The organism is Serratia sp. G204Y, from assembly GCF_051172435.1.
Classification (GTDB): Bacteria; Pseudomonadota; Gammaproteobacteria; order Enterobacterales; family Enterobacteriaceae; genus Serratia; species Serratia sarumanii.
In genome coordinates, this window is sequence record NZ_JBPIZA010000002.1 from 118,215 (window position 1) to 142,714 (window position 24,500).

Below are 24,500 nucleotides of genomic sequence, written 5' to 3' on the forward strand. Positions count from 1 at the left end.
TTAACGCACCTTCAGCGTTGCCAGGCCAATCAGCACCAGCATCAGCGAAATGATCCAGAAGCGCACGATAACGCGCGGTTCCGGCCAGCCTTTCAATTCATAGTGGTGGTGAATCGGCGCCATGCGGAAAATGCGTTGCCCGCGCAGCTTGAACGATCCCACCTGCAGGATCACCGACAGCGTCTCTACCACGAATACGCCGCCCATGATCACCAACAAGAACTCCTGACGCAGCAGCACCGCGATGGTGCCCAGCGCGCCGCCCAGCGCCAACGAACCGACGTCGCCCATAAACACCTGGGCCGGGTAAGTGTTGAACCACAGGAACCCGAGGCCGGCGCCGACGATGGCGGTACACACGATCACCAGCTCACCGGCATGACGCAGATACGGAATATGCAGGTAGTTGGCGAAGTTCATGTTACCGGTCGCCCAGGCCACCAGCGCGAAGCCAGCCGCCACGAATACCGTAGGCATGATCGCCAGGCCGTCCAGGCCATCGGTCAGGTTGACCGCGTTGCTGGTGCCGACGATGACGAAATAGGCCAGCAGGATATACAGCAGGCCCAGCTGCGGCATCACGTCCTTAAAGAACGGCACAACCAGCTCGGTGGCTGGCGTGTCTTTTCCTACGGCGTACATGGCGAATGCGACAATCAGCGCAATCACCGACTGCCAGAAATACTTCCAGCGGGCGATCAGCCCTTTGGTGTCCTTACGCACCACCTTGCGGTAGTCGTCGACGAAGCCGACGATGCCGTACCCCACCAGCACGAACAGCACGCACCAGACATACGGGTTGGACGGGTAGGCCCACATCAGCACCGAAATGGTGATGGAGGTCAGGATCATGATGCCGCCCATGGTCGGCGTGCCGCGCTTGCTGAAGTGCGACTCGGGGCCGTCGTTACGCACCACCTGGCCGAAGGACATTTCTTGCAGGCGCTTGATCACCCGCGGGCCCATCCACAGCGACAGGAACAGCGCGGTCAGCAGGCTGACAATGGCTCGGAACGTCAGATAAGAAAAGACGTTGAAGCCTGAGTAATACTTGACCAAATGCTCGGCCAGCCAAACTAACATGGTGCTTTCTCCTGTAACGCGCGTACTACCTGCTCCATTGCGGCACTACGTGAACCTTTGATTAACACGGTAATGACCGCATGTTCCGACAGTAATTCCGCCACGCGCGCGATCACTGCAGTCTTGTCCTGATAATGTTCGCCGTTGCCGGAGGCTTCGCTCAGCACGCGGCTCAAACCGCCGACGCTGATCACTTTGTCGACGCCGGCCAGACGGGCGGCTTCGCCCACCTGACGGTGACACTCTTCCGCTTCCGCACCCAGCTCGGCCATATCGCCGACCACCATTACGCGGTAGCCCGGCATTTCCGCCAGCACCTGCGCCGCCGCGGTCATCGACCCGACGTTGGCGTTATAGCTGTCGTCCAGTAGCAGCTTGCCTTCGGCCAGCGCCACCGGGAACAGACGCCCCGGCACCGCCTGCAGCTGTTTCAGCCCCTGACGCACCGCTTCGAGGGTGGCGCCCACCGACATCGCCAGCGCCGTCGCCGCCAGCGCATTGGCCACGTTGTGGCGCCCCGGCAGCGGCAGCGCGATCTCGGCGGTGCCGAACGGGCTGTGCAGCGTGAACTGCGTGCCCGCGCCGTTTACCCGCACGTTATCCGCGAAGAAGTCCACGCCTTCGGCAGCCTGCGGCGAGAAGCGCCAGACGGTTTTGCCGCCCAGCATGTTCTGCCAGTGCGGCCAGTCGTTGTTATCGGCGTTGATGATCGCCACGCCGTCGGCCGGCAGGCCGGTAAAGATTTCACCTTTCGCCTGGGCGACGCCGGCCAGCGAGCCAAAGCCTTCCAGGTGAGCCGCCGCCAGGTTGTTCACCAAAGCGGTCTGCGGCCGCGTCAATGCGGTGGTGTAAGCGATTTCGCCAATATGGTTAGCGCCCAGCTCAATCACGGCAAAATCATGCTGTGGCTCCAGACGCAGCAACGTCAGCGGCACGCCGATGTCGTTATTGAAGTTGCCGGTGGTATACAGCACTTCGCCGCATTCGCGCAGAATGGCGGCGGTCATTTCTTTCACCGAGGTCTTGCCCGAGGAACCGGTCAGCGCCACCACGCGCGCCGGCACCTGCTGACGCACCCAGGCGCCAAGCTGCCCCAGCGCCAGACGGGTGTCTTGCACTACCAGCTGCGGCACGTCCACCAATAAGCGCTTACTGACCAGCAGCGCCCCGGCGCCTGCGGCTACGGCGTCCGCCGCGAAGTCGTGGGCGTCGAAACGCTCGCCTTTCAGCGCCACAAACAGGCAACCGGCGGTCACCTTGCGGGTGTCTGTCGTCACCTCGACAATTTGGCAATCGGCGCCAATCAGCTCAGCGCTCAATACCTCAGCCAGTGTCTGAAGAGAGACAGGGATCATGCCAGCACCCCCAGCAGTCGGGCGACCGTCGTGCGGTCGGAGTAATCCAGGCGGCGGTTGCCTACCAATTGGTAATCTTCGTGGCCTTTGCCCGCCACCAACACCACATCCTGCTCCTGCGCCTGCATGATGGCGCTGGTTACCGCTTCGGCGCGGCCGTGGATCACCAGCGCCTGCCCGGCGTCCAGCAATCCGGTCAGGATATCGTTGATAATCGCGCGCGGCTCTTCGGTACGCGGGTTGTCATCGGTGATCACCACGCGATCGGCGAACTGTTCGGCGATGCCGCCCATCAGCGGACGCTTGCCCTTGTCGCGATCGCCGCCGCAGCCGAACACGCACCATAGCTGCCCCTGGCAGTGCAGGCGCGCGGCTTCCAGCGCTTTCTCCAGCGCATCCGGCGTGTGGGCGTAATCCACCACTACCGTCGGTTTGCCCGGCGCGTTAAACACTTCCATGCGGCCGCAGACCGGCTGCAGACGGCTGCCGGTTTCCACCAGCGCCTCCAGCGGATAGCCCAGCGACAGCAGCGTCGCCAAGGCCAACAGCAGGTTGCTGACGTTGAACGCGCCCATCAGGCGGCTTTCGATCTCGCCGTCGCCCCAGCTGGAGCTGAAGCGAACAGTGGCACCGTTGTCGTGATAGTCGACCGCCGTGGTTTTCAGCCAGCGGCCGTGGCCGCCCGGCTGCAGGTTGCCCTGCATCGTCACCGCCACCGCATCCGGCAGCTTGCTCAGCCAGCGCTGACCGACTTCATCGTCGGCGTTGATGATCGCCTGCCCCACGCTGTGGGCGGCGAACAGCGACCATTTGGCCGCCTCGTAATTGGCCATATCACCGTGGTAATCCAGGTGATCGCGGCTCAGGTTGGTGAAGACCGCCGCGGCGAACGGCAGCGCCGCCACCCGGTGTTGCACCAGACCGTGGGAAGAAACTTCCATGGCGGCGAAGGTCGCGCCCTGTTCCGCCAGCTCGTTTAATACGTGTTGAACATCCACCGCAGAACCGGTGGTATTCTCGGTCGGGCACACCTGGCCCAGCAGGCCGTTGCCGACGGTGCCCATCACCGCGCTGGTTTCGCCCAGCAGTTGGCTCCACTGCGCCAGCAGCTGCGTAGTGGTGGTTTTGCCGTTGGTGCCGGTCACGCCGACCAGACGCAGACGCTCGCCCGGCTGGTGGTAAAAACGCCCGGCCAGCGCGGAAAGGCGCTGGTTCAGTTGGCTCAGGTAGATCACCGGCACGCCGTGCATTTCAACGATGGCGCCGTCTTCAGCCTGACCGTCAGCTTCGGCGATCACGGCGACGACGCCCTGCGCGATGGCCTGCGGAATATAGCGGCGTCCATCCGTTTGATGGCCGACAACGGCGACAAACAGATCCCCGGCAGCCGCCACACGGCTGTCTAATGTCATTTCCCGCAGCGCGCGCCCGGGTGCCGTCGGCACCCACGGGGCGAGTAAGTCGCGCAAATTACGATCTGCCACCTGAACCCTCTTTCTTGTTAATCACTAATTCGCTTTTGTCACCGGTAGGCAACGCGTCAGGCTCGACGTTCATGGTGCGCAATACGCCGCCCATGATGGCGCCGAACACCGGCGCGGAGATTGCGCCACCATAGTATTTCCCACCCTGCGGGTCATTGATGACGACCACCAGGGCAAAACGGGGGTTACTTGCCGGCGCGACGCCGGCGGTATAAGCGATGTATCGGTTGACGTATTTGCCGTCCGGGCCCACTTTTTTCGCGGTACCGGTTTTGATGGCGATACGGTATCCCTTGATGGCGGCTTTCACGCCGCCGCCGCCCGGCAGGGCCACGCTTTCCATCATGTGCACCACGGTGCGCACCAGAGGTTCAGGGAAAACGCGCTCGCCGGCGACCGGAGGGTCAACCTTGGTGATCGACAATGGGCGATACACGCCCAGGCTGCCGATCGTTGCATAGACTCGCGCCAACTGTAACGGAGTTACCATCAGCCCGTAGCCGAAAGAGAAGGTGGCCCTCTCTATGTCAGACCACCGTTGTTTTTTTGGGTATATGCCACTGCTTTCTCCGACCAGCCCCAAATTGGTCGCTTTTCCCAGCCCAAAACGAGAGTAAGTATCTACTAACGCTGAGGACGGCATCGCTAACGCCAGCTTTGAAACACCGACGTTACTCGACTTCTGCAAGATCCCGGTCAATGACAGCTCCGAGTACCGCGCCACGTCTTTGATCTCGTGGCCCTGAATGCGGTAAGGGATGGTGTTCAACACGCTGTTTTCTCTCACCACGCCGTTTTGCAGCGCGGTCATCACCACCATCGGCTTCACGGTTGAACCGGGTTCAAAAATATCGGTGATAGCACGGTTACGCATGGTCTCTTTCGGCGTACCGGCCATGTTATTCGGGTTGTAAGACGGGCTGTTGGCCATCGCCAGCACTTCGCCGGTGTTCACGTCGATCAGCACCGCAGTGCCCGACTCGGCCTTGTTGAACGCCACCGCGTTGTTCAGCTCGCGATACACCAGCGCCTGCAGGCGTTCATCGACGCTCAGCACCAGGTTGTGCGCCGCCTGGCTGTCTACGGAGGAAATATCTTCGATCACCCGGCCGAAGCGGTCCTTACGCACCGTTCTCTCGCCCGGTTGCCCGGTCAGCCAGCGGTCGAAGCTCTTCTCGACGCCTTCAATGCCTTGTCCGTCGATGTTGGTCACGCCGATGATGTGCGACGTCACCTGCCCCGCCGGGTAGTACCGGCGCGACTCCTGCCGCAGGTAGATCCCCGGCAGCTTGAGCTTGTGGATGTAGTCGCCGATCGCCGGGTTCACCTGGCGCGCCAGATAAACGAAGCGCCCTTTCGGGTTGGCGTTGATGCGGTTGGAGAGTTGGTCCAGCGGGATGTTCAGCGCATCAGAAAGCGCTTTCCAACGGCTGTCCAGCGTGATACCGCCGCGCTCGTTCAGCTCTTTCGGATCCGCCCACACCGCATTGACCGGCACGCTGACCGCCAACGGACGGCCGGCGCGATCGCTGATCATGCCGCGCGCGGTCGGCACTTCCTGCACGCGCAGCGAACGCATGTCGCCTTCTTTCACCAGACGATCGGGGTTGATGACCTGCAGGTACGCGACGCGCAGCATCAGGCCAACCATCGCCAGCAAAATGCAGCCGCACAGCAACGCAAAACGCCAGCTGACAAAGCTGGCCTGATCTTCCTGGCGTCTCAACTTACCGGGGCGCGCTGCTTTCATGCGTTTCCTTTCTACTCCGTGTCATTATTCCGGTTAAACCATTCATTGTTTAACGATGATATTTTCCTGCGATGGATCAACGTGTTGCATCTGCAGTTTTTCTGTCGCGATACGTTCAACCCGGCTGTGATCGCCGAGGGCGTTCTCTTCTAAAATCAGGTTGCGCCACTCGATATCCAGCGCATCGCGCTCCAGAACCAGCTGTTCGCGCTCGGCGGTCAGCAGGCGGGTGCGGTGCGCGGTGGTCACCACGAAAATCGCGGAGACCAGTGACGCAATCAGTAAAATCAGGGGGATCTTGGCATTGCGCAGCAGATCGCCGCCAATAACCCCGACCAAACCGTGGCGTTCGTTGCCGATCACGCGGGCATCCTCTCAGCAATACGCAGCACCGAGCTGCGCGCACGCGGGTTGTCCGCCACTTCCGCTTCCGAAGGCATCATTTTGCCCAGCGCTTTCAGCGTTCGCCCGCCCATGCTGCGCAGTTGCTCTTCGGTCAACGGAATGCCCGCCGGCACCTGGGCGCCGCGGCTATGGTGACGCATAAAGCGTTTGACGATGCGGTCTTCCAGCGAGTGGAAGCTGATGATCGACAAACGGCCCTGTGGGGCCAGCACTTCCAGCGCGCCGTCGAGCGCACGCTCGATCTCTTCCAGCTCGCTGTTGATATAGATACGAATCGCCTGGAAGCTGCGCGTCGCCGGATGCTTGTGCTTTTCACGGAACGGGCTGGCATCGGCAATCAGATCCGCCAACTCTTTGGTGCGCGTCATCGGCTCCACGCGGTTTCTTTCCACGATGGCGCGTGCGATGCGCTTGGCGAAACGCTCTTCGCCAAAGGTTTTCAGCACCCAGGCGATGTCGTCCGCTTCGGCCTTCATCAGCCACTCTGCGGCGGACAGGCCGGTGGAAGGATCCATGCGCATGTCCAGCGGACCGTCGCGCATAAAGGAGAACCCGCGCTCTGCGTCGTCAAGCTGCGGCGAAGAAACGCCCAGATCGAGCAGAACGCCGTCGATCTTGCCCACCAATTCACGTTCCCGCACGTAGTGCGACAACTCGGAGAATGGGCCGTGTACGATGGTAAAACGAGGATCTTCAATAGATTTGGCGGCTGCAATCGCCTGAGGGTCACGGTCAATCGCCAGCAAGCGCCCTTCCGGCCCCAGCTGGGACAGAATCAGACGAGAATGGCCACCGCGACCAAAAGTACCGTCGATATATATGCCGTTGCTGCGGATGTTGAGGCCGTTGACGGCTTCGTCCAGCAGGACGGTGGTGTGTTTATAGTTTTCCAACATGCTTATAGCGACAAGTCCTGTAGCCGCTCAGACAACGGTTCCTGAGTCGACTGTTCAGCGTCAATATCATCCTTGACTTGTTGATACCAGGTCTGTTCATCCCACAGTTCAAACTTGTTGAACTGACCGACCAGCATCACTTCTTTCGTGAGTCCGGCGTGTTGCCGCAGCGTATTGGCGAGCAGCAAACGACCGGCACTATCCATCTGACACTCACTGGCATGCCCCAGCAACAGGCGCTGAACGCGGCGCTCGGCGGGATTCATGCTCGACAGACGTGATAATTTTTGTTCAATAATTTCCCATTCGGGCAAAGGATAAAGCAGCAGGCAGGGCTGATGGAGGTCAATGGTACAGACCATTTGGCCTTGCGATTCCTCGTTGAGCAATTCCCGATATCGGGTAGGTACGGCGAGCCGCCCTTTGCTGTCGAGGTTGACCATCGTCGCTCCACGGAACATTCCTGAGCTACCCCTTAGTGACCGTTTTCACCACTTTACCCCACAAATTCCCACACAATGGAGTTTACGGAGGGTATGAAAACCTTGTCAAGCCAGAGCGCCAGCGCTTTGGCAATATTTCTCTGGTCATTTTGGGAGCTGACTCGCGAAAGAAACTCTGATTATTCGACGATTAAAAATTAACACCATGATAAACGGAGAGAATTTTCTAAGCGGAAAGAATCTGATTAAAAACCTGACGAACTGGCGATTAATTAACTCATTACTTCCTTCTGCAAGCCATGTCTCATTTTTCAGCTCGGCAATCTCAGTGCGGTAACCGCTGGCGAGCCGCGCCCGCCAAGGCTCGGCGCCTGGCGAATCGATCGCGGAATAACGCCATAACTCCTTGAGTTAATAACGCTCAATCGTTATTCACCGTAAAACCGGTCGCTATTTTACTTCAATTTGCACTGCCGTGATGAGGCCGCGAAAAAAATAAATGGCTCGGATATTACGAGCAGAAGTAATTTCGATTTAAATCAATTTGGTAAGATTATTCCCAAAATACCTGTTTACAATTATGGTTTCATTTTCTTACACCTTTATTTCCACAATTTCTGCCGGAAAAATCCTCACTTGAAGCAAAAAATCGCAACCACATGTTTTTAATGAGTTTATTTTAAAATGCCGATTTTAATCCCTCCGCCCTCACCTCTTCCCCGGTTCCGCGGGACAAAAACCGAACAAATGTTAAAAATAAAAATATAAACCTAGTTAAAAAACATAATGCAGATTAGTACACTATAAAAAACGCAAAAACCCAGACTTAACATCCAAACATTAATAATTTAACAGCAGGTTAACCAAAGGGGATAACACATGCTTTCGCCCGTAGCTCACTGGCGTAGCGCCGCTGCCGATACGTTCGCACTGGTGGTGTACTGCTTTATCGCCGGCATGGCGATAGAAGTGTTGATCTCCGGCATGAGCTTCCAGCAATCCCTCTCTTCGCGCCTGCTGTCGATCCCGGTCAACATCCTGATCGCCTGGCCTTACGGCCGCTATCGCGATCTGTTTATCCGCACGGCGCGCCGCTGTCCGCGCGGCCAGTTCGTGCTGCGCAACCTCGCCGACCTGCTGGCCTACGTCAGCTTCCAGTCGCCGGTTTATGCCGCCATTTTGTGGAGCGTAGGCGCCGACGGCCAACAAATGCTGGCGGCGGTCACCAGCAATGCGCTGGTCTCCATGGCGATGGGCGTGGTGTATGGCTATTTCCTGGAATATTGCCGGCGGCTGTTCCGGGTGGCGGGCTACGTCTAAACCAGGAGCCCGGCAAAGCGGGCTCCTGTAGAGCGGACTATTTGCGGCTCAGGCTGCCGCGGCGGAACAGATTGCGGCGGATACGCGTCAAGCCCGGTTTGGGTTTACGCGGTTCGTCCAGGCTGGCCAACACCAGCTCCAGCACGCGTTCGGCTACGTCACGATGGCGCTGAGCCACCGCGAGCACCGGGCACTCGAGGAAATCCAACAGTTCATGGTCGCCGAAGGTGGCAATCGCCAGATCGGTCGGCAAACGGCCACGTTGCTTCAGCGTCACGTCCATCACGCCCTGCAACAACGAGAACGAGGTGGTGAACAGCGCCTGCGGCATCGGGTGCGTTTTCAGCCATTCGGCAAACAGCGCGCCGGCGGCTTCGCGTTCATAGCTGTTGGCATACAGATAATCGACATGGCGGGGATCCTCTTGCCAGGCCTGACGGAAGCCCTGCTCACGCAGGAAGCTCACCGAAAGCTCCGGCAAGGCGCCCAGATACAGCACCGATTCCGCCGGGAAGGTGCGCAGCTCCTGCGCCAGCGCAAAGGCGTCTTCCTGATCGGCCCCGACGACGCTGATGAAATGCTCGCGATCCAGCGCGCGGTCCAGCGCGATGATCGGCAGCGGATCGTTGGCCCAGCGTTGATAGAAAGGATGCTCCGGCGGCAAGGCGGTGGAGACGATGATGGCGTCCACCTGGCGCTGCAGCAGGTGCTCGATACAGCGCATTTCGTTGTCCGGCTGATCTTCGGAACAGGCGATCAGCAATTGGTAACCACGCTGGCGCGCCTGGCGTTCCAGGTAGTTGGCGATGCGGGTATAGCTGGTATTTTCCAGATCCGGGATCACCAGACCGATAGAACGGGTACGCCCGGCGCGCAGCCCCGCCGCTACGGCATTCGGGTGATAGTTATGCTCCCTGACCACGGCCATCACTTTCTCGACGGTTTTATCGCTGACACGATACTGCTTCGCCTTGCCGTTGATGACGTAACTGGCCGTCGTGCGCGAAACGCCCGCGAGACGCGCGATTTCATCCAGTTTCACATTAACCCCTTAATGACGCTGAAAATAGAAGTGAAGGCTGTGCTCGGATTAACCATGACATCCCGTGCGGTTATTCAATCCAGCCTCTGCGATCTAACAGCAGAAAACACTGCCTAGCAACCGCTTTTGCCGAAAGGTGCCAGCAATCGGGCAAAAAATACCGAAAAACAAAGGGCGCAGCCACGCCGCGCCCCTGATTATTCACCGCCAGACCGCACTCAGCGCATGATTTTGTCGCCACGCGACACGCCGACCACCCCGGAACGGGCCACTTCCACGATCTCCGCCACTTCACGCACCGCGCTCAGGAAGGCGTCGAGCTTGTCGCTGGTGCCAGCCAGCTGTACCGTGTACAGCGTCGCCGTCACATCCACGATCTGGCCACGGAAAATGTCGGCGCAGCGCTTCACCTCTTCACGGCCGTAGCCGCTGGCCTGCAGCTTCACCAGCATGATCTCGCGCTCAACGTGGGCGCCCTGCACCAGCTCGCTGACGCGCAGCACGTCCACCAGCTTGTGCAGCTGCTTCTCAATCTGCTCCAGCACTTTCTCGTCGCCGACGGTCTGGATAGTCATGCGCGACAGCGTCGGATCGTCGGTCGGCGCCACCGTCAGGCTCTCGATGTTATAACCGCGCTGGGAGAACAGCCCGACCACGCGCGACAAAGCGCCGGATTCGTTTTCCAGCAAGACAGATAAAATACGGCGCATGATCAGGTCCTCTCCGTTTTGCTAAGCCACATTTCGTCCATGCTTCCGCCGCGGATCTGCATCGGGTAAACATGTTCGGTTTCATCGACGGTCACGTCGACGAACACCAGCCGCTCTTTTTCCGCCAGCGCCTGCGCCAGCTTGCTTTCCAGCTCATCCGGCGTGCGGATGGCGATGCCGACATGGCCGTAAGCCTCGGCCAGCTTGACGAAGTCCGGCAGCGAATCCATGTAGGACTGCGAGTGACGGCCGGAATAAATCATGTCCTGCCACTGCTTTACCATGCCCAGATAGCGGTTGTTGAGGTTCACCACCACCACCGGCAGGTTATATTGCAGCGCGGTGGACAGCTCCTGAATGTTCATTTGAATGCTGCCGTCGCCGGTCACGCACACCACGGTTTCCTCCGGCAGCGCCAGCTTGACGCCCAGTGCCGCCGGCAGGCCGAAGCCCATGGTGCCGAGGCCGCCGGAGTTGATCCAGCGGCGCGGTTTATCGAACGGATAATAGAGCGCGGCGAACATTTGGTGCTGGCCGACGTCCGAGGTGACATAGGCATCGCCTTTGGTCAGGCGGTGCAAGGTTTCGATCACCGCCTGCGGTTTGATGGTGCCGCTGTGCTTGTCGTAACCCAGGCAGTCGCGGGCACGCCACTGCTCGATAGACTGCCACCAGTCGCGCAGCGCGTCGTGATCCTGCGCTTTCTCGTCCTGTGCCAACAGCTCCAGCATCTGCACCAGCACCTGTTTGGCATCGCCGACGATCGGAATATCGGCGTCCACCGTTTTGGAGATCGAGGTCGGATCGATATCGATATGCAGCACGGAGGCGTCCGGGCAGTATTTGGCCAGATTGTTGGTGGTGCGATCGTCGAAACGCACGCCGACGGCGAAGATCACGTCAGCGTGATGCATGGTTTTGTTGGCTTCATAGGTGCCGTGCATGCCGAGCATGCCGACGCTCTGGCGGTGGGTGCCAGGGAAAGCGCCCAACCCCATCAGGCTGCTGGTCACCGGCAGGTTCAGCTGTTCCGCCAAGGCCAACAGTTCGGCTTCGCAACCGGCGTTGATCGCGCCGCCGCCGACGTACATCACCGGCTTTTTAGCCGCCAGAATGGTTTGCAGCGCGCGTTTTATCTGCCCGCGGTGGCCCTGCACCGTCGGGTTGTAAGAACGCATGCTCACGTCCTGCGGATAGGCATAAGGCATCCGCACCGCCGGGCCAACGATGTCTTTCGGCAGATCGATCACCACCGGGCCGGGGCGGCCGCTGGAAGCCAGGTAGAACGCCTTCTTCAACACCGCCGGGATGTCTTCGGTGCGTTTTACCAGGAAGCTGTGCTTCACCACCGGGCGCGAAATCCCCACCATATCGCACTCCTGGAAGGCGTCGTAGCCGATCAGCGAGCTGGGCACCTGCCCCGACAGCACCACCATCGGGATCGAGTCCATATAGGCGGTGGCGATACCGGTAATGGCGTTGGTGGCGCCGGGGCCAGAGGTCACCAGCACCACGCCCACTTCACCGGTGGCGCGTGCGTAGCCGTCGGCCATGTGCACCGCCCCCTGCTCGTGGCGCACCAGAATATGATCGATCCCTCCAACCGTATGCAGGGCGTCGTAGATATCGAGCACCGCCCCGCCGGGGTAGCCGAATACATGCTTAACGCCCTGATCGATCAACGATCGGACGACCATCTCGGCTCCTGACAACATCTCCATGGGTTTGCCTCCAGGCTTGCTTATTCTTCTCTGGCGCCGGAACGTAGCGCCTGCTGCGGGGCAATGCCCCAAAGTTTTTATGGGTTGTCGCTATCGAATTAACATAACGTCAGAATTTGGGGCAGGCAAACGACAAAATGGCTTAGCGGAGGCATGGTTATTGCCAAGCGGCTGGATATCACGGCATTATAAAAACAATGCGCTAGCCGCAGGGTTGTCAGGCTAGGCATTGTTTCGAACAGAGGGAAAATTACAGAACTAAATCAGGTGAAGGATATGCCGATTTTTTCGCCGGGCATATGGCCCGGCGGCGGCGTCATGCCTGTTCCTGGTACATTGAATCGATTTCGCGCTGATAGCGCTGCAGGATCACTTTGCGGCGCAGCTTCAGCGTTGGCGTGAGCTCTCCCAGCTCCATGGAAAAGGCCGCCGGCAGCAGCGTGAACTTCTTCACCTGTTCGAAGCGCGCCAGCTCCTTTTGCATCTCGCGCAGACGCTTTTCGAACATCTCGAGGATTTCACCGTTGCGCAGCAGCTCCAGGCGATCCTGATACTTCAGATTGACTGACTTCGCATACTCTTCCAGCGACTCAAAGCACGGCACGATCAGCGCGGAAACGAACTTGCGCGCATCGGCGATGATCGCCACCTGCTCGATAAAGCGATCCTGCGCCAGCGTGCCTTCCAGCATCTGCGGCGCGATGTATTTGCCGCCGGAGGTTTTCATCAAATCCTTCAGCCGTTCGGTGATGAACAGGTTGCCCTCTTCATCGATCGCCCCGGCGTCGCCGGTTTTCAGCCAGCCGTCCTCGGTAAAGGTCGCGGCGGTTTCCAACGGTTTGTTGAAATAGCCGCGCATCACGATCGGCCCGCGCACCTGGATTTCATTTTCCTCGCCAATGCGCACCTCGACCTCAGGCAGCGGTTTGCCGATAGAGCCGAAGCGGAAATGCCCCTCTTCCCAGCAGGAGACGGTGGCGCAGGTTTCGGTCATGCCGTAACCGTACTTGATGTTGACGCCCATCGCCTGGAAAAACAGGATCACATTGTCGTCCAGCTTGGCGCCCGCCGCCGGCAAAAAGCGCACCCGGCCGCCGAGGATACCGCGCAGCTTGCTCAACACCAGCTTGTCGGCCCAGCGGTGGGTGAAGTCGAACACTTTACCCAACGGTTTGCCGGCGCGCTCCTGCAGGAATTTGCGCTCGCCGCAGACGATCGCCCAGTGGAACAACGCACGGCGCAGCCAAGGGGCGCGTGCCACTTTTTCATGCACCGCACTGAAAATCTTCTCGTAGAAACGCGGCACCGCACACATCAGCGTCGGGCGGACCTGCCCCATCGCTTCCCGCACCCAGTCGGTATTCGGCAGGAAGACGTTCTGCGCGCCGGAATGCATCACAAAGAAGCTCCAGGCCCGCTCGAACACGTGCGACAGCGGCAGGAAGCTGAGCGACACATCCTCTTCGCCGACCGTCAGCCTTTCATCATGCAGGTAGAGCTGCGCCGCCAGGTTGCGGTAGTCCAGCATCACCCCTTTCGGCTCGCCGGTAGTACCCGAGGTATAAATCAGGGTGAAGAGATCCTGCAGGTCGCACTCTTCAATACGCTGCCGACGTTGAGCGGCAAAAGCCGCCGGATCGGCAGCGCGCTCGAAGGCGCTCAGATGCTGTGCGATCTCGCAGCCGCGCAGATCGACCCCCTCGTCGAAGACGATAATGTGCCGCAGCTGTGGGCAGACGCCGCGCAGCGCGATGGCGGCGTCAAGCTGCGCCTGCTCACCGACGAACAGTATGCGGATGTCGGCGTCGTTGGTGACAAACGCCGCCTGCGCCGGCGTATTGGTGGAATAGAGCGGCACGCTGACGCCACGCAGGTGCAGGATCGCGAGATCGGTCAACGACCAGGCCATCGTGTTATTGGCGAAAATACCGATGCGTTCTTGCACTTCGACGCCCAGCCCCAGCAGCCCGGCGGCGATGCGATCGATGCGGGCGGCGGCCGCTCCCCAGGTCAGTTGCAACTCGCCGTTGGGCGACCATTGGCGAAAAGCTGTGCGATCGGCTCGGTGGGTGATTTGATGCTGTATACGATGGATCAGATGGTATTGCAGCAGATTAGTGATCATAGTGCTCTAAGCCTGAAATGAATCATACAGTTAAGCCTGAACGACGCCTTGCGGCCCTCATCTCAGCTTACACGTGTTTACTTTTTTCCGCGCAGTCTACCTACTCTCAGGCAGGGGGAAAAGCGATTTCAGCGTAGAAGTGTGAGCCAAAACTCAGGCCGGCTTTCGCACTTTCATCAGTTGGACAGAACGGGAAGGAAAAGGTTTGCCGGCGGCAATAAAACGCGGCCCATCCGGGCCGCCGCATCGAGTTAGTTTAAAATACTAGCCGGAAAGTAAAAATCAGAATATTAATTTATATTAATTATTTTTGCTGAACGAACAAACCCACTATGAAAATAAGTTATTTTATCGCCGTAAAACCAAGAAACATCTTAATAAAAACACAGATAGTTCTTAGTTTTTATCATGAGAAAAAAACGCTCAGTTGAATATTATCTTTATATGGCTCCCATTTTTTATCGATTTACTTTGGGTTACCCGCCTCAATCAGGACGGATTTCATCCACTGGTGCCCTTTATCCCGCTCGGAGGATTCATGCCAAGAAAGATAGCAGGTTGCTTTATTGTGATTGGCGCACAAAGGAACCGCCTTTATTTTCAACGCCTCCGTCTGTTGTCTCACCAGCCAGGCGGGTGCAATCGCCACCATCTCCGTTTGCGACACCATATTCAACACGCTGTAGAGATCCGTGCACTGCTGCGTCACGGCGCGCAGCATCGGTTCCTCTAAATAAAAAGGCTTACTGAACGATCCAAAACTTTCCAGGGATACCGCCGCGTGCTGTTCGGCCAGCATTTGCTCCGGCGTCGCCTCCTCGCCCATTCTCGGGTGCGCCTGCGCGGCCGCCAGCACTAATTCGTCGTCGAACATCGCCAAACTGCGAAACTCTGCCGATTCGAAACGGCTGTAGCCGATGACAAACTCGACGTCCTGATAACGCAATTGATGTTCGATATTATTGTTGATGTATGACTTTATTTGCAGGTTAAGCTGCGGCGCGATCTGTTTGACGTGATTGATTATCCCGGCGCCCAGGCGCAAATCGAGCGGACTGCACAGCGACAAGGAAAACGCTCGCGTGCTGGTCAGCGGCTCGAACTCGGCGCCCGGCAATTCATTCTGCACCAGCTGCAACGCTTGCCGCACCGGGCCAAACAGCTGCCTGGCCCGCATGGTGGGCTGGATCCCGCGCCCGCAGCGCACGAACAGTTCGTCGTTGAACATCACCTTCAGGCGCGCTACCGCGTTGCTCACCGCCGGCTGCGACATCCCTAGCGAATTAGCGGCTCGCGTAATATTTTGCATTTGCATCACGGCGTCAAACACCGTCAGCAAATTAAGATCGACGCTGCGCAAATGAATGTCCGCCGGCTCTTTGACCATAGTGATTTCTGAATCATATTCAGCCATATTTCACTCCACTAAATCCTGTGTAGATAATCTAATCCTTATGCTCGACAAACAATGAAACGCCGCATTGTCATATCTTTGCACGACAAATCCTGCCATTACCGTCATCAACCGATAAAAAACCTCGTGTTATCGACACGATATAAGTCGTATATGGAATACATGTCAGTAGTTTCTCCCGTCAGCGGGAAGAATGCCACCTGGGTAGTACTAATAATTAGGTATCAACAATGATTAATACAACTAAACAACATAGCTGCACTGTATGAGACAAACTATAAAAACACATCATAAGCAATCAAACCATCTAAAAACACCGCTCACTTTGTGTAAAATTACATTATTTTGTTATATTATGACTAAAATAATCAATTAATCATATGAATTCAATTTAAATCATTTGTATAAAAAATGTTATTTTGTTGCCTCCCGTGATTAATCCCTCTTATTTTTTCATCGCAAATCTTAACGCAACGAAATCCAGAAGCAATTAGCGCAGTATATATTCGATTCGTTTATGCTAAGCAGCGCGCAAACTGGCCCCATTTTTTCTCTAAGGCGTCGCTTTTTTGCCGAATGATCCTCTGTTTGGCCAATGGGCTGGTGCATTGTCCCCGCATTCAATCAGGTGTTGACATCGCCAGGCCAATCACGTATCAAATTAGGCAGACACCCAATTTAAGAGAAGCTGAACCCTTATGATCCGTACTCATCGTCTACTAGGCCTACTACTCAACGCATCTTGTTTGCGCGGTATGCCTGTGGACGAAGTTCGGAGCTGACTCAGCCGATCACCCATAAGAAACCCGCGCTACTGCGCGGGTTTTTTTTTGCCCGCTTAGCGTGAAATCAACACGATAAGGAATGCACCGATGAGCCAACAAGTCATTATTTTCGATACCACGCTGCGTGATGGCGAACAGGCGTTGCAGGCCAGCCTGAGCGTAAAAGAGAAGATTCAGATTGCGCTGGCGCTGGAAAGAATGGGCGTCGACGTGATGGAGGTCGGCTTCCCGGTCTCTTCGCCGGGCGACTTCGAGTCGGTGCAAACCATCGCGCGCCAGATCAAGAACAGCCGCGTCTGCGGCCTGGCTCGCTGTGTGGACAAAGACATCGACGTGGCCGCCGAAGCGTTGCGCGTCGCCGAAGCATTCCGCATCCACGTATTCCTGGCCACCTCAACCCTGCACATCGAATCGAAACTGAAGCGCTCGTTCGACGAAGTGTTGGAGATGGCGGTGCGCTCGGTCAAACGCGCCCGCAACTACACCGACGACGTAGAGTTCTCCTGTGAAGACGCCGGCCGCACGCCGATCGACAATCTGTGCCGCGTGGTCGAAGCCGCCATCAACGCCGGCGCCACCACCATCAATATTCCGGACACCGTCGGTTACACCACGCCGAACCAGTTCGGCGGCATCATCACCACCTTGTATGACCGCGTGCCGAACATCGACAAAGCCATCATTTCCGTGCACTGCCACGACGATTTGGGCATGGCGGTCGGCAACTCCATCGCCGCGGTTCAGGCCGGCGCCCGTCAGGTGGAAGGCACCCTGAACGGCATCGGTGAGCGCGCCGGCAACTGTTCGCTGGAAGAGGTGATCATGGCGATTAAAGTGCGCCAGGACATCATGAACGTGCACACCAACATCAATCATCAGGAAATCTTCCGTACCAGCCAGATCGTCAGCCAGCTGTGCAACATGCCGATCCCGGCCAACAAGGCGATCGTCGGCTCCAACGCCTTCGCCCACTCCTCCGGCATTCACCAGGACGGCGTGCTGAAAAACCGCGAAAACTACGAAATCATGACCCCGCAGTCGATCGGCCTGAAGGACGTGCAGTTGAACCTGACCTCCCGCTCCGGCCGGGCGGCGGTGAAACACCGCATGGAAGAGATGGGCTACCAGGAGCAGGACTATAACCTGGATACCCTGTACGCCGCCTTCCTGAAGCTGGCCGACAAAAAGGGCCAGGTGTTCGACTATGACCTGGAGGCGCTGGCCTTCATCAACAAACAGCAGGAAGAGCCGGAGCACTTCAGCCTGGGCTACTTCAGCGTGCAGTCCGGCAGCAGCATCATGGCCACCGCCTCGGTGAAACTGAGCTGCGGCGGCGAAGAGAAAGCCGAAGCCGCCACCGGCAACGGCCCGGTCGATGCGGTTTATCAGGCAATCAATCGCATCACCGACTACCCGATCGAGCTGGTGAAGTACCAGTTGACCGCCAAGGGCCATGGCCGCGACGCGCTGGGCCAGGTGGATATCGTGGTCTCTTACAACGGCCGCCGCTTCCACGGCGTGGGTCTGGCGACCGACATCGTCGAATCCTCCGCCAAGGCGATGGTGCACGTGTTGAACAATATTTGGCGCTCACAGCAGGTAGAAAAAGAAAAGCAGCGCCTGCAGCAAAACAAACATCAAAATAATCAGGAAACGGTGTGAACATGACGAAGACTTATCACATTGCCGTCTTGCCCGGAGACGGCATCGGCCCGGAAGTAATGGCTCAGGCGCGCAAAGTGTTGGACGCGGTGCGTCAACGCTTTGACATTCGCATCACCACTGCCGAATACGACGTCGGCGGCATCGCCATCGATCGCCACGGCAGCCCGCTGCCGCCGGCGACCGTCGCCGGCTGCGAGCAGGCCGACGCCATCCTGTTCGGATCGGTAGGCGGCCCGAAATGGGAACACCTGCCGCCGGCCGAGCAGCCGGAACGCGGCGCGCTGTTGCCGCTGCGCAAGCACTTCAAACTGTTCAGCAACCTGCGCCCGGCGCGCCTGTATCAAGGGCTGGAGGCATTCTGCCCGCTGCGCGCCGACATCGCCGCCCGCGGCTTCGACATTCTGTGCGTGCGCGAACTGACCGGCGGCATCTACTTCGGCCATCCGAAGGGCCGCGAAGGCCAGGGCATGCAGGAGCGCGCTTTCGATACCGAGGTGTATCACCGTTTCGAGATTGAACGCATCGCGCGCATCGCCTTCGAATCAGCCCGCAAGCGCCGCCACAAGGTGACGTCGATCGACAAGGCCAACGTGCTGCAAAGCTCCATCCTGTGGCGTGAAGTGGTCAATCAGGTCGCCAAGGATTACCCGGACGTGTCGCTGTCGCACATGTATATCGACAACGCTACCATGCAGCTGATCAAGGATCCGTCCCAGTTCGACGTGCTGCTGTGCTCCAACCTGTTCGGCGACATCCTGTCCGACGAGTGCGCGATGATCACCGGCTCGATGGGCATGTTGCCGTCCGCCAGCCTGAACGAGCAAGGCTTCGGCCTGTACGAACCGGCGGGCGGTTCCGCGCCGGATATTGCCGGCAAAGGCATTGCCAACCCGATTGCGCAGATCCTGTCCGCCACCCTGCTGCTGCGTTACAGCCTGGGCGCCGATGAAGCGGCCGACGCCGTGGAGCGCGCCATCAACCAGGCGTTGGAACAGGGCTACCGCACCGCCGATCTGGCCGGTGACGGCAAAGCCGTCAGCACCGATGAAATGGGCGACATCATCGCTCGCTTTGTAGCTCAGGGGGCATAACATGGCCAAGACCTTATACCAGAAGCTGTACGACGCCCACGTGGTGCATGAAGCGCCGAACGAAACGCCGTTGCTGTATATCGACCGTCACCTGGTGCACGAAGTCACTTCGCCGCAGGCGTTCGACGGCCTGCGTGCCATGGGCCGCAAGGTGCGCCAGCCCGGAAAAACCTTCGCCACCATGGATCACAACGTGTCGACCCAGACCAAAGACATCAACGCCAGCGGCGAGATGGCGCGCATCCAGATGCAGGAGCTGATCAAGAACTGCGCGGAATTCGGCGTTTCGCTGTATGACCTGAACCACCCGTTTCAGGGCATCGTGCACGTGATCGGGCCTGAGCAAGGCATGACGCTGCCGGGCATGACCATCGTTTGCGGCGACTCGCACACCGCCACCCACGGCGCTTTCGGCTCGCTGGCGTTCGGCATCGGCACCTCCGAAGTGGAACACGTGCTGGCGACCCAGACCCTGAAGCAGGGCCGCGCCAAGACCATGAAGATTGAAGTCACCGGCGACGCCGCCGAGGGTATTACCGCCAAAGACATCGTGCTGGCGGTGATCGGCAAAACCGGCAGCGCCGGCGGCACCGGCCACGTGGTGGAGTTCTGCGGCAAGGCGATCGAAGCGTTGAGCATGGAAGGCCGCATGACCCTGTGCAACATGGCGATCGAAATGGGCGCCAAGGCCGGGTTGGTCGCGCCGGACGACACCACCTTCGCCTACCTGAAGGGGCGTCAGTTCGCGCCAACCGGCGAAAACTGGGAGCAGGCGGTCGCCTATTGGCGCACGCTGAAGTCCGATGCCGACGCCCAATTCGATACCGTGGTGACGCTGCGCGCCGAAGAGATCGCGCCGCAGGTCACCTGGGGCACCAACCCCGGCCAGGTGATCGCCGTCAATCAGGCGATCCCGGCGCCGGAATCGTTCAGCGATCCGGTCGAGCGCGCCTCCGCGGAAAAAGCCTTGGCCTACATGGACTTGAAACCGGGCATCAAATTGACCGACGTGCCGATCGACAAAGTGTTCATCGGCTCCTGCACCAACTCGCGCATCGAAGATCTGCGCGCGGCGGCGGCGATCGCCAAGGGGCGCAAGGTCGCCAGCGGCGTGCAGGCCATCGTGGTGCCGGGCTCCGGCCCGGTGAAGGCCCAGGCGGAAGCCGAAGGGTTGGACAAAATCTTTATCGAAGCCGGTTTCGAATGGCGTTTGCCGGGCTGCTCGATGTGTCTGGCGATGAACAACGATCGCCTGAATCCGGGCGAGCGCTGCGCGTCCACCAGCAACCGTAACTTCGAAGGGCGTCAGGGCCGCGGTGGGCGCACCCACTTGGTCAGCCCGGCGATGGCCGCCGCGGCCGCCGTTGCCGGTCACTTCGCCGACATCCGTGATATTCACTAAGGGGCTAACGTGGCTAAATTTACTCAACATACCGGCTTAGTGGTGCCTTTGGATGCGGCCAACGTCGACACCGACGCCATTATTCCCAAGCAGTTTTTACAGAAGGTCACCCGCACCGGCTTCGGCCAGCACCTGTTCAACGACTGGCGTTTCCTCGACGACGCCGGCCAGCAGCCGAACCCGGAATTCGTGCTGAACAAACCGCGCTATAAAGGCGCCAGCATCCTGTTGGCGCGCGAGAACTTCGGCTGCGGCTCCTCGCGCGAACACGCGCCCTGGGCGCTGACCGATTACGGATTCAAAGTAGTGATCGCGCCGAGCTTCGCCGATATCTTTTACGGCAACTCGTTCAACAACCAGCTGTTGCCGGTGACGCTGAGCGAACAGCAGGTGGATGAGCTGTTCAAGCTGGTGGACGCCAACGAGGGAACGGAGTTCGTGGTGGATCTGGAGAACCAGACGGTCAACGCCGGCGGCAAAAGCTATCCGTTCGAAATCGACAGCTTCCGCCGCCACTGCATGATCAACGGGCTGGACAGCATCGGCCTGACGCTGCAGCACGAAGCGGACATCTCCCGCTACGAAGCGCAGCAGCCGGCGTTTTTGAATTAATCCCCTTCACCCGCCGCCCGGCGGGTGAGTTTTTTTCCTCACCAGTAGCCCAGCAGCTTCCACCATGCTCCGCCGATCACTATCCAGATCAGCAAGTTAACCACGCTCATCACCCATCCCGCTTTCCACCATTCCCCCAGCGTCACGTAGCCGGAGCCGAAGACGATCGGCGCGGTGCCGGTGCCGTAATGCGTCAGCGACATCATCAGCGAGGAAGAGAACGCCAGGATCAGGCCCAGCAGCGCCGGTGGCGCGCCGAGCGCGATGCCGGCGGCGAAGAAGGCGGCGAACATCGCCGTCACGTGCGCGGTGGTGCTGGCGAAGAAATAGTGCGAATACAAATAGATGAGGGTCAGCAAGATCGTGCCGCCCACCCAGCTCATGCCCATATGGTCGATGCCGTTGCCCACGGTTTGCGACAGCCAGCCGATCAGCCCCAGCTTGCCGAGGAAGCTGGCCATCATCACCAGCGCCGAGAACCACACCACGGTGTCCCAGGCACCTTTATGCTTGAGCACATCCTCCCAGCTCAGCACCCCGGTGGCCAGCAGCACCGCCAGGCCGATCAGCGCCGCGGTGGTGGGATTGACCGCCAGCGCCGGGCCGAAGATCATCGCCGGAATGCCGGCCCACAGCACCAGCAACAGCGCGAACACCCCGAGGGTGATTTTCTCCGGCAGCGTTACCGGCCCCAGCGCCTGCAGTTTTTCGCGCGCGAAGCGCGGCGCGTCCGGGGTACTTTTCACCTCCGGCGGATACAGCAGATAGATGACCAGCGGCATCACGATCAGCGAGCACAGTCCCGGCACCAGAGCGGCGACTGCCCACATCGACCAGGACAGCTCGAAGCTGCCGTGTGTGCCTTTGGCGATCAGGCTGACAATCAGCGGGTTAGGCGCGGTAGCGGTGATAAACATCGCCGAGGTGACCGGGTTGATGTTGTAGTTCACCAGCGACAGGTAGCGGCCGATTTTGCCGGAGGTATTGAGCTCGGGTTTGGAGCCGAAGCTGTCGGCGATCGACTTCATGATCGGGTGAATGATGCCGCCGCCGCGCGCGGTGTTGCTCGGCGTCACCGGCGCCAGCGTGGTTTCCGCCAGCGTCAGCGCATAGGCGATGCCCAGCGTTTTTTTGCCGAACAGCGAAATAAAGTAATAGCCGATGCGCGCGCCCAGCCCGGTTTTATTCAGGCTGAGGGAGATCATGATCGAAAAGCCGATCAGCCAGATCAGCTGGTTGGAAAAGCCGCTGAGCGCGTCGTCCAGCGCGGCGCCCGGCTTGCCGGGATTGGTGACGCCGGTCACCGCCACCAGGGCGATGGCGATCACCGAGACTGCGCCGATCGGCATCGCCTTGCCGATGATGGCGATGATGGTGCCGATAAACAGCGCCAGCAGCTGCCAGGCATTAGGCGCGACGCCCTCCGGCACGGGAATGAGGAACCAGATAATCAGCGTGGCGGCAAGGGCGCACAGGGAAGGAAGCGGTTTGAGCGGTGTGAGTTTATCCATAACGTTCCCACTGTTCTAAACGACAAGGCGGCATCTCAATAGCGAGATGGGCGTGGGCGCAACGATCGCGCGCCATATGTCTTCAGCTTGGGCGTCCGGTTCAGCCTTCTCAATGACTTGCATCAAGAATGCCGTCGTTTGACCTCACACTTCACGCACTTTGGCGCTCATCCCGAGCGCCGCCAGCGCCAACAGCGCCGCCATCCAATACACCGAGCCATGACCGAAATTCTCCACCAACGCGCCCTGCAGCACCCCGGCCAGGATCACCCCGGTAGAGATGCTGTTGGTGAACAGCGTGGTGGCGGCGCCCGGCCGGCCCGGCATCAAATCCTGAAAATAGAGCATGCCGATACCGGCGACGATGCCGATAAACACCGCGTTGAGCAACTGCAGCGCGATCAGGGCCGGCTTGCTCTCCAGCACCGTCAGCCCGAGATAAAACAGCACGCCCGCCGCCACCGCCAGCAGCATCATGTTGCGTTTGCCGAAGCGTTGGACGTAATAACCGGCCAACAGCATCGCCGGGATCTCCAACCCGGCGGCGGTGCCCATCAGCACCCCGGCCAGCCCCTCCGGCAGGCCGAGATCGGCGGTGATATACAGCGGCATATCGATGATGTACAAGGTATTGCAGGTCCACATCAGCATCGAGGCGATGAACAGCAGCCGCACATCGCGATTGCGCCAGGCGCTGGCGGGCGCAATCGGCGCGGAAGCGCCTTCCCGCAACCCTTCGCCATCCGCCGCGCGCGGCACCGAAGGCAGCATGAATCCTACCAGCAGCACGCAGACCGCGAAGGTGGCGGCGGCGATCAGGAACATCACGGTGAACCCGTAGCTGAGCGCCAGCGCAAACGACAGCGGCGGGCCAATCACCCACGCCAGCGATAGCTGGGCGCGCATCACCGAGCTGAACATCACCACTTCACGCGCCTCGCTGTCGGCGTATTCCCGCGCCAGCGCGAAAATCTGCGGCATGGCGGTGTTGGCAACGGCGGACATCAGCACCCCGGCGGTGATCAGCGTCAGGTAGTCGCGGTTAAAGGCAAACAGCAGACAGTTGCCGACCGCCATCAGGCAGCACAGCAGGATCAGCCTGCGCCGATCGCCGCGGGTATCGGAGCGTTTGGCCAGCAGAAAACTGACGACGATGCCGGCCACCGCGTTGGCGGTGTAAAACAGCCCGACCCACAGCGGCCGCACCTTGACCTCGGTGGTCAGAAACAGGCTGAGCGTCGGCGTCAGCAACGCGCCGGCGATGCCAGAAAGAAAAGCAATCAGCAGGAATGCGGCAAAGATGGGATTGATGCGCTGTGACAACCGGCTCAGGCGTTGCATATCGTCTTCCTGACCTCAAAGCAGAAAAAAGAACCTTAGGCCACGGCGAGAAAAATGCAAGCGCATTGCCATGACCACGCATAAAAAAACCAGTGGGTCGCCCCACTGGCTGGTGAAACAGCACCATTACTCAGAAATTGGTTGCCGGAGCCCCTACAGGTGCTCGCGATACTGCTTATCGGTCATCTCTTTGATGTCCCATTGCGTCAGGTGCGCCAGCATCGCCAGCCGCGCCTGCTCGGGCACCACGCTCAGCCAGTCTGCGCGCTGGCGGCGCACCGCGCTGAAATAGCGCTGGTAGAACTGTCTGGATAAGAAAGCTTTCATCATTACGCCCTCCCCCTT

The 24,500-nt window shown here is 59.2% G+C and carries 20 protein-coding genes; 5 read left to right on the forward strand and 15 right to left on the reverse strand.

Features of this window, described 5'->3' with window-relative positions:
• From mraY to mraZ, 7 genes are read right to left on the reverse strand one after another with little or no spacing between them, the layout of a single operon-like run.
• Positions 1-1,083 (reverse strand): phospho-N-acetylmuramoyl-pentapeptide-transferase, encoded by a 1,083-nt coding sequence (gene mraY, locus ACSBQQ_RS15000; RefSeq protein ID WP_004932782.1) that lies wholly within the window; start codon positions 1,081-1,083, stop codon positions 1-3.
• Positions 1,077-2,438: a UDP-N-acetylmuramoyl-tripeptide--D-alanyl-D-alanine ligase gene (gene murF / locus ACSBQQ_RS15005; RefSeq protein WP_043148143.1), complete on the reverse strand. Its 1,362-nt coding sequence runs from the start codon at positions 2,436-2,438 to the stop codon at positions 1,077-1,079. The genes mraY and murF overlap by 7 nt, the downstream gene beginning before the upstream one ends.
• Positions 2,435-3,922: a UDP-N-acetylmuramoyl-L-alanyl-D-glutamate--2,6-diaminopimelate ligase gene (murE, locus tag ACSBQQ_RS15010; RefSeq protein ID WP_039568816.1), complete on the reverse strand. Its 1,488-nt coding sequence runs from the start codon at positions 3,920-3,922 to the stop codon at positions 2,435-2,437. The genes murF and murE overlap by 4 nt, the downstream gene beginning before the upstream one ends.
• Positions 3,909-5,672 carry a peptidoglycan glycosyltransferase FtsI gene (locus ACSBQQ_RS15015; RefSeq protein WP_004932790.1) on the reverse strand — a complete coding sequence of 588 codons (1,764 nt, stop codon included), beginning with the start codon at positions 5,670-5,672 and terminating at the stop codon, positions 3,909-3,911. Before ACSBQQ_RS15015 ends, murE begins: the two co-directional genes overlap by 14 nt.
• Before the next feature lie 42 nt (positions 5,673-5,714).
• On the reverse strand, positions 5,715-6,035 hold the full coding sequence (ftsL, locus tag ACSBQQ_RS15020; protein ID WP_015376645.1) for a cell division protein FtsL: 321 nt from the start codon (positions 6,033-6,035) through the stop codon (positions 5,715-5,717).
• On the reverse strand, positions 6,032-6,973 hold the full coding sequence (gene rsmH, locus ACSBQQ_RS15025; protein ID WP_049200285.1) for a 16S rRNA (cytosine(1402)-N(4))-methyltransferase RsmH: 942 nt from the start codon (positions 6,971-6,973) through the stop codon (positions 6,032-6,034). Before rsmH ends, ftsL begins: the two co-directional genes overlap by 4 nt.
• A 2-nt stretch (positions 6,974-6,975) precedes the next feature.
• The gene (gene mraZ / locus ACSBQQ_RS15030) at positions 6,976-7,434 is read right to left on the reverse strand and encodes a division/cell wall cluster transcriptional repressor MraZ (protein ID WP_025159638.1); all 459 of its coding nucleotides are present in this window, start codon (positions 7,432-7,434) and stop codon (positions 6,976-6,978) included.
• A gap of 861 nt (positions 7,435-8,295) precedes the next feature.
• On the opposite strand from mraZ, the gene ACSBQQ_RS15035 reads away from it, so the two are divergent.
• Complete coding sequence (locus tag ACSBQQ_RS15035) at positions 8,296-8,736, forward strand: L-alanine exporter AlaE (RefSeq protein WP_060422463.1); 441 nt, start codon at positions 8,296-8,298, stop codon at positions 8,734-8,736.
• A gap of 37 nt (positions 8,737-8,773) precedes the next feature.
• On the opposite strand, the gene cra is transcribed toward ACSBQQ_RS15035, so the two are convergent.
• The 5 genes from cra to leuO form a co-directional block, all read right to left on the reverse strand.
• Positions 8,774-9,778 carry a catabolite repressor/activator gene (gene cra / locus ACSBQQ_RS15040; RefSeq protein ID WP_004932801.1) on the reverse strand — a complete coding sequence of 335 codons (1,005 nt, stop codon included), beginning with the start codon at positions 9,776-9,778 and terminating at the stop codon, positions 8,774-8,776.
• Positions 9,779-9,996: 218 nt separating this feature from the next.
• Complete coding sequence (gene ilvN, locus ACSBQQ_RS15045; RefSeq protein ID WP_004932806.1) at positions 9,997-10,488, reverse strand: acetolactate synthase small subunit; 492 nt, start codon at positions 10,486-10,488, stop codon at positions 9,997-9,999.
• A gap of 2 nt (positions 10,489-10,490) precedes the next feature.
• Entirely contained in the window at positions 10,491-12,209 is a 1,719-nt protein-coding gene (gene ilvI, locus ACSBQQ_RS15050) for an acetolactate synthase 3 large subunit (protein ID WP_086556829.1), read from the reverse strand.
• A 316-nt stretch (positions 12,210-12,525) separates the two neighbouring features.
• A complete protein-coding gene (locus tag ACSBQQ_RS15055) occupies positions 12,526-14,334 on the reverse strand; it encodes an AMP-dependent synthetase/ligase (protein WP_060428658.1) in 1,809 nt (602 codons plus the stop codon).
• Between the two features lie 466 nt (positions 14,335-14,800).
• Positions 14,801-15,748, reverse strand: coding sequence for a transcriptional regulator LeuO (gene leuO, locus ACSBQQ_RS15060; protein ID WP_033649194.1), 948 nt, complete (start codon positions 15,746-15,748; stop codon positions 14,801-14,803).
• Positions 15,749-16,620: 872 nt separating this feature from the next.
• Here leuO and leuA point away from each other — a divergent pair.
• The 4 genes from leuA to leuD are packed head-to-tail and all read left to right on the forward strand — an operon-like array spanning position 16,621 to position 21,303.
• The gene (gene leuA, locus ACSBQQ_RS15065; RefSeq protein ID WP_060428660.1) at positions 16,621-18,195 is read left to right on the forward strand and encodes a 2-isopropylmalate synthase; all 1,575 of its coding nucleotides are present in this window, start codon (positions 16,621-16,623) and stop codon (positions 18,193-18,195) included.
• Positions 18,196-18,197: 2 nt separating this feature from the next.
• Complete coding sequence (gene leuB, locus ACSBQQ_RS15070; protein ID WP_060428663.1) at positions 18,198-19,289, forward strand: 3-isopropylmalate dehydrogenase; 1,092 nt, start codon at positions 18,198-18,200, stop codon at positions 19,287-19,289.
• Between the two features lies 1 nt (position 19,290).
• On the forward strand, positions 19,291-20,691 hold the full coding sequence (gene leuC, locus ACSBQQ_RS15075; RefSeq protein ID WP_033637093.1) for a 3-isopropylmalate dehydratase large subunit: 1,401 nt from the start codon (positions 19,291-19,293) through the stop codon (positions 20,689-20,691).
• Between the two features lie 9 nt (positions 20,692-20,700).
• Complete coding sequence (leuD, locus tag ACSBQQ_RS15080; RefSeq protein WP_025159634.1) at positions 20,701-21,303, forward strand: 3-isopropylmalate dehydratase small subunit; 603 nt, start codon at positions 20,701-20,703, stop codon at positions 21,301-21,303.
• Positions 21,304-21,341: 38 nt separating this feature from the next.
• Here the strand turns inward: leuD and ACSBQQ_RS15085 are convergent, their stop codons facing one another.
• From ACSBQQ_RS15085 to sgrT, 3 genes are all read right to left on the reverse strand, one after another.
• Positions 21,342-22,814: a DASS family sodium-coupled anion symporter gene (locus tag ACSBQQ_RS15085; protein WP_033649188.1), complete on the reverse strand. Its 1,473-nt coding sequence runs from the start codon at positions 22,812-22,814 to the stop codon at positions 21,342-21,344.
• 144 nt (positions 22,815-22,958) lie between these two features.
• Positions 22,959-24,155 (reverse strand): sugar efflux transporter, encoded by a 1,197-nt coding sequence (locus ACSBQQ_RS15090; protein WP_033652907.1) that lies wholly within the window; start codon positions 24,153-24,155, stop codon positions 22,959-22,961.
• A 153-nt stretch (positions 24,156-24,308) separates the two neighbouring features.
• Complete coding sequence (gene sgrT, locus ACSBQQ_RS15095; protein ID WP_170310358.1) at positions 24,309-24,485, reverse strand: glucose uptake inhibitor SgrT; 177 nt, start codon at positions 24,483-24,485, stop codon at positions 24,309-24,311.
• Positions 24,486-24,500: the final 15 nt, after the last annotated feature.

Coding starts and splice junctions, on each gene's coding strand:
- ACSBQQ_RS15015 (WP_004932790.1), bottom strand. CDS start 5,672: ATGAAAGCAGCGCGCCCCGGTAAGTTGAGACGCCAGGAAGATCAGGCC.
- sgrT (WP_170310358.1), bottom strand. CDS start 24,485: ATGATGAAAGCTTTCTTATCCAGACAGTTCTACCAGCGCTATTTCAGC.
- ACSBQQ_RS15055 (WP_060428658.1), bottom strand. CDS start 14,334: ATGATCACTAATCTGCTGCAATACCATCTGATCCATCGTATACAGCAT.
- ilvI (WP_086556829.1), bottom strand. CDS start 12,209: ATGGAGATGTTGTCAGGAGCCGAGATGGTCGTCCGATCGTTGATCGAT.
- leuA (WP_060428660.1), top strand. CDS start 16,621: ATGAGCCAACAAGTCATTATTTTCGATACCACGCTGCGTGATGGCGAA.
- mraZ (WP_025159638.1), bottom strand. CDS start 7,434: ATGTTCCGTGGAGCGACGATGGTCAACCTCGACAGCAAAGGGCGGCTC.
- leuC (WP_033637093.1), top strand. CDS start 19,291: ATGGCCAAGACCTTATACCAGAAGCTGTACGACGCCCACGTGGTGCAT.
- ACSBQQ_RS15035 (WP_060422463.1), top strand. CDS start 8,296: ATGCTTTCGCCCGTAGCTCACTGGCGTAGCGCCGCTGCCGATACGTTC.
- rsmH (WP_049200285.1), bottom strand. CDS start 6,973: ATGTTGGAAAACTATAAACACACCACCGTCCTGCTGGACGAAGCCGTC.
- ilvN (WP_004932806.1), bottom strand. CDS start 10,488: ATGCGCCGTATTTTATCTGTCTTGCTGGAAAACGAATCCGGCGCTTTG.
- leuB (WP_060428663.1), top strand. CDS start 18,198: ATGACGAAGACTTATCACATTGCCGTCTTGCCCGGAGACGGCATCGGC.
- murF (WP_043148143.1), bottom strand. CDS start 2,438: ATGATCCCTGTCTCTCTTCAGACACTGGCTGAGGTATTGAGCGCTGAG.
- leuO (WP_033649194.1), bottom strand. CDS start 15,748: ATGGCTGAATATGATTCAGAAATCACTATGGTCAAAGAGCCGGCGGAC.
- ACSBQQ_RS15085 (WP_033649188.1), bottom strand. CDS start 22,814: ATGGATAAACTCACACCGCTCAAACCGCTTCCTTCCCTGTGCGCCCTT.
- mraY (WP_004932782.1), bottom strand. CDS start 1,083: ATGTTAGTTTGGCTGGCCGAGCATTTGGTCAAGTATTACTCAGGCTTC.
- ACSBQQ_RS15090 (WP_033652907.1), bottom strand. CDS start 24,155: ATGCAACGCCTGAGCCGGTTGTCACAGCGCATCAATCCCATCTTTGCC.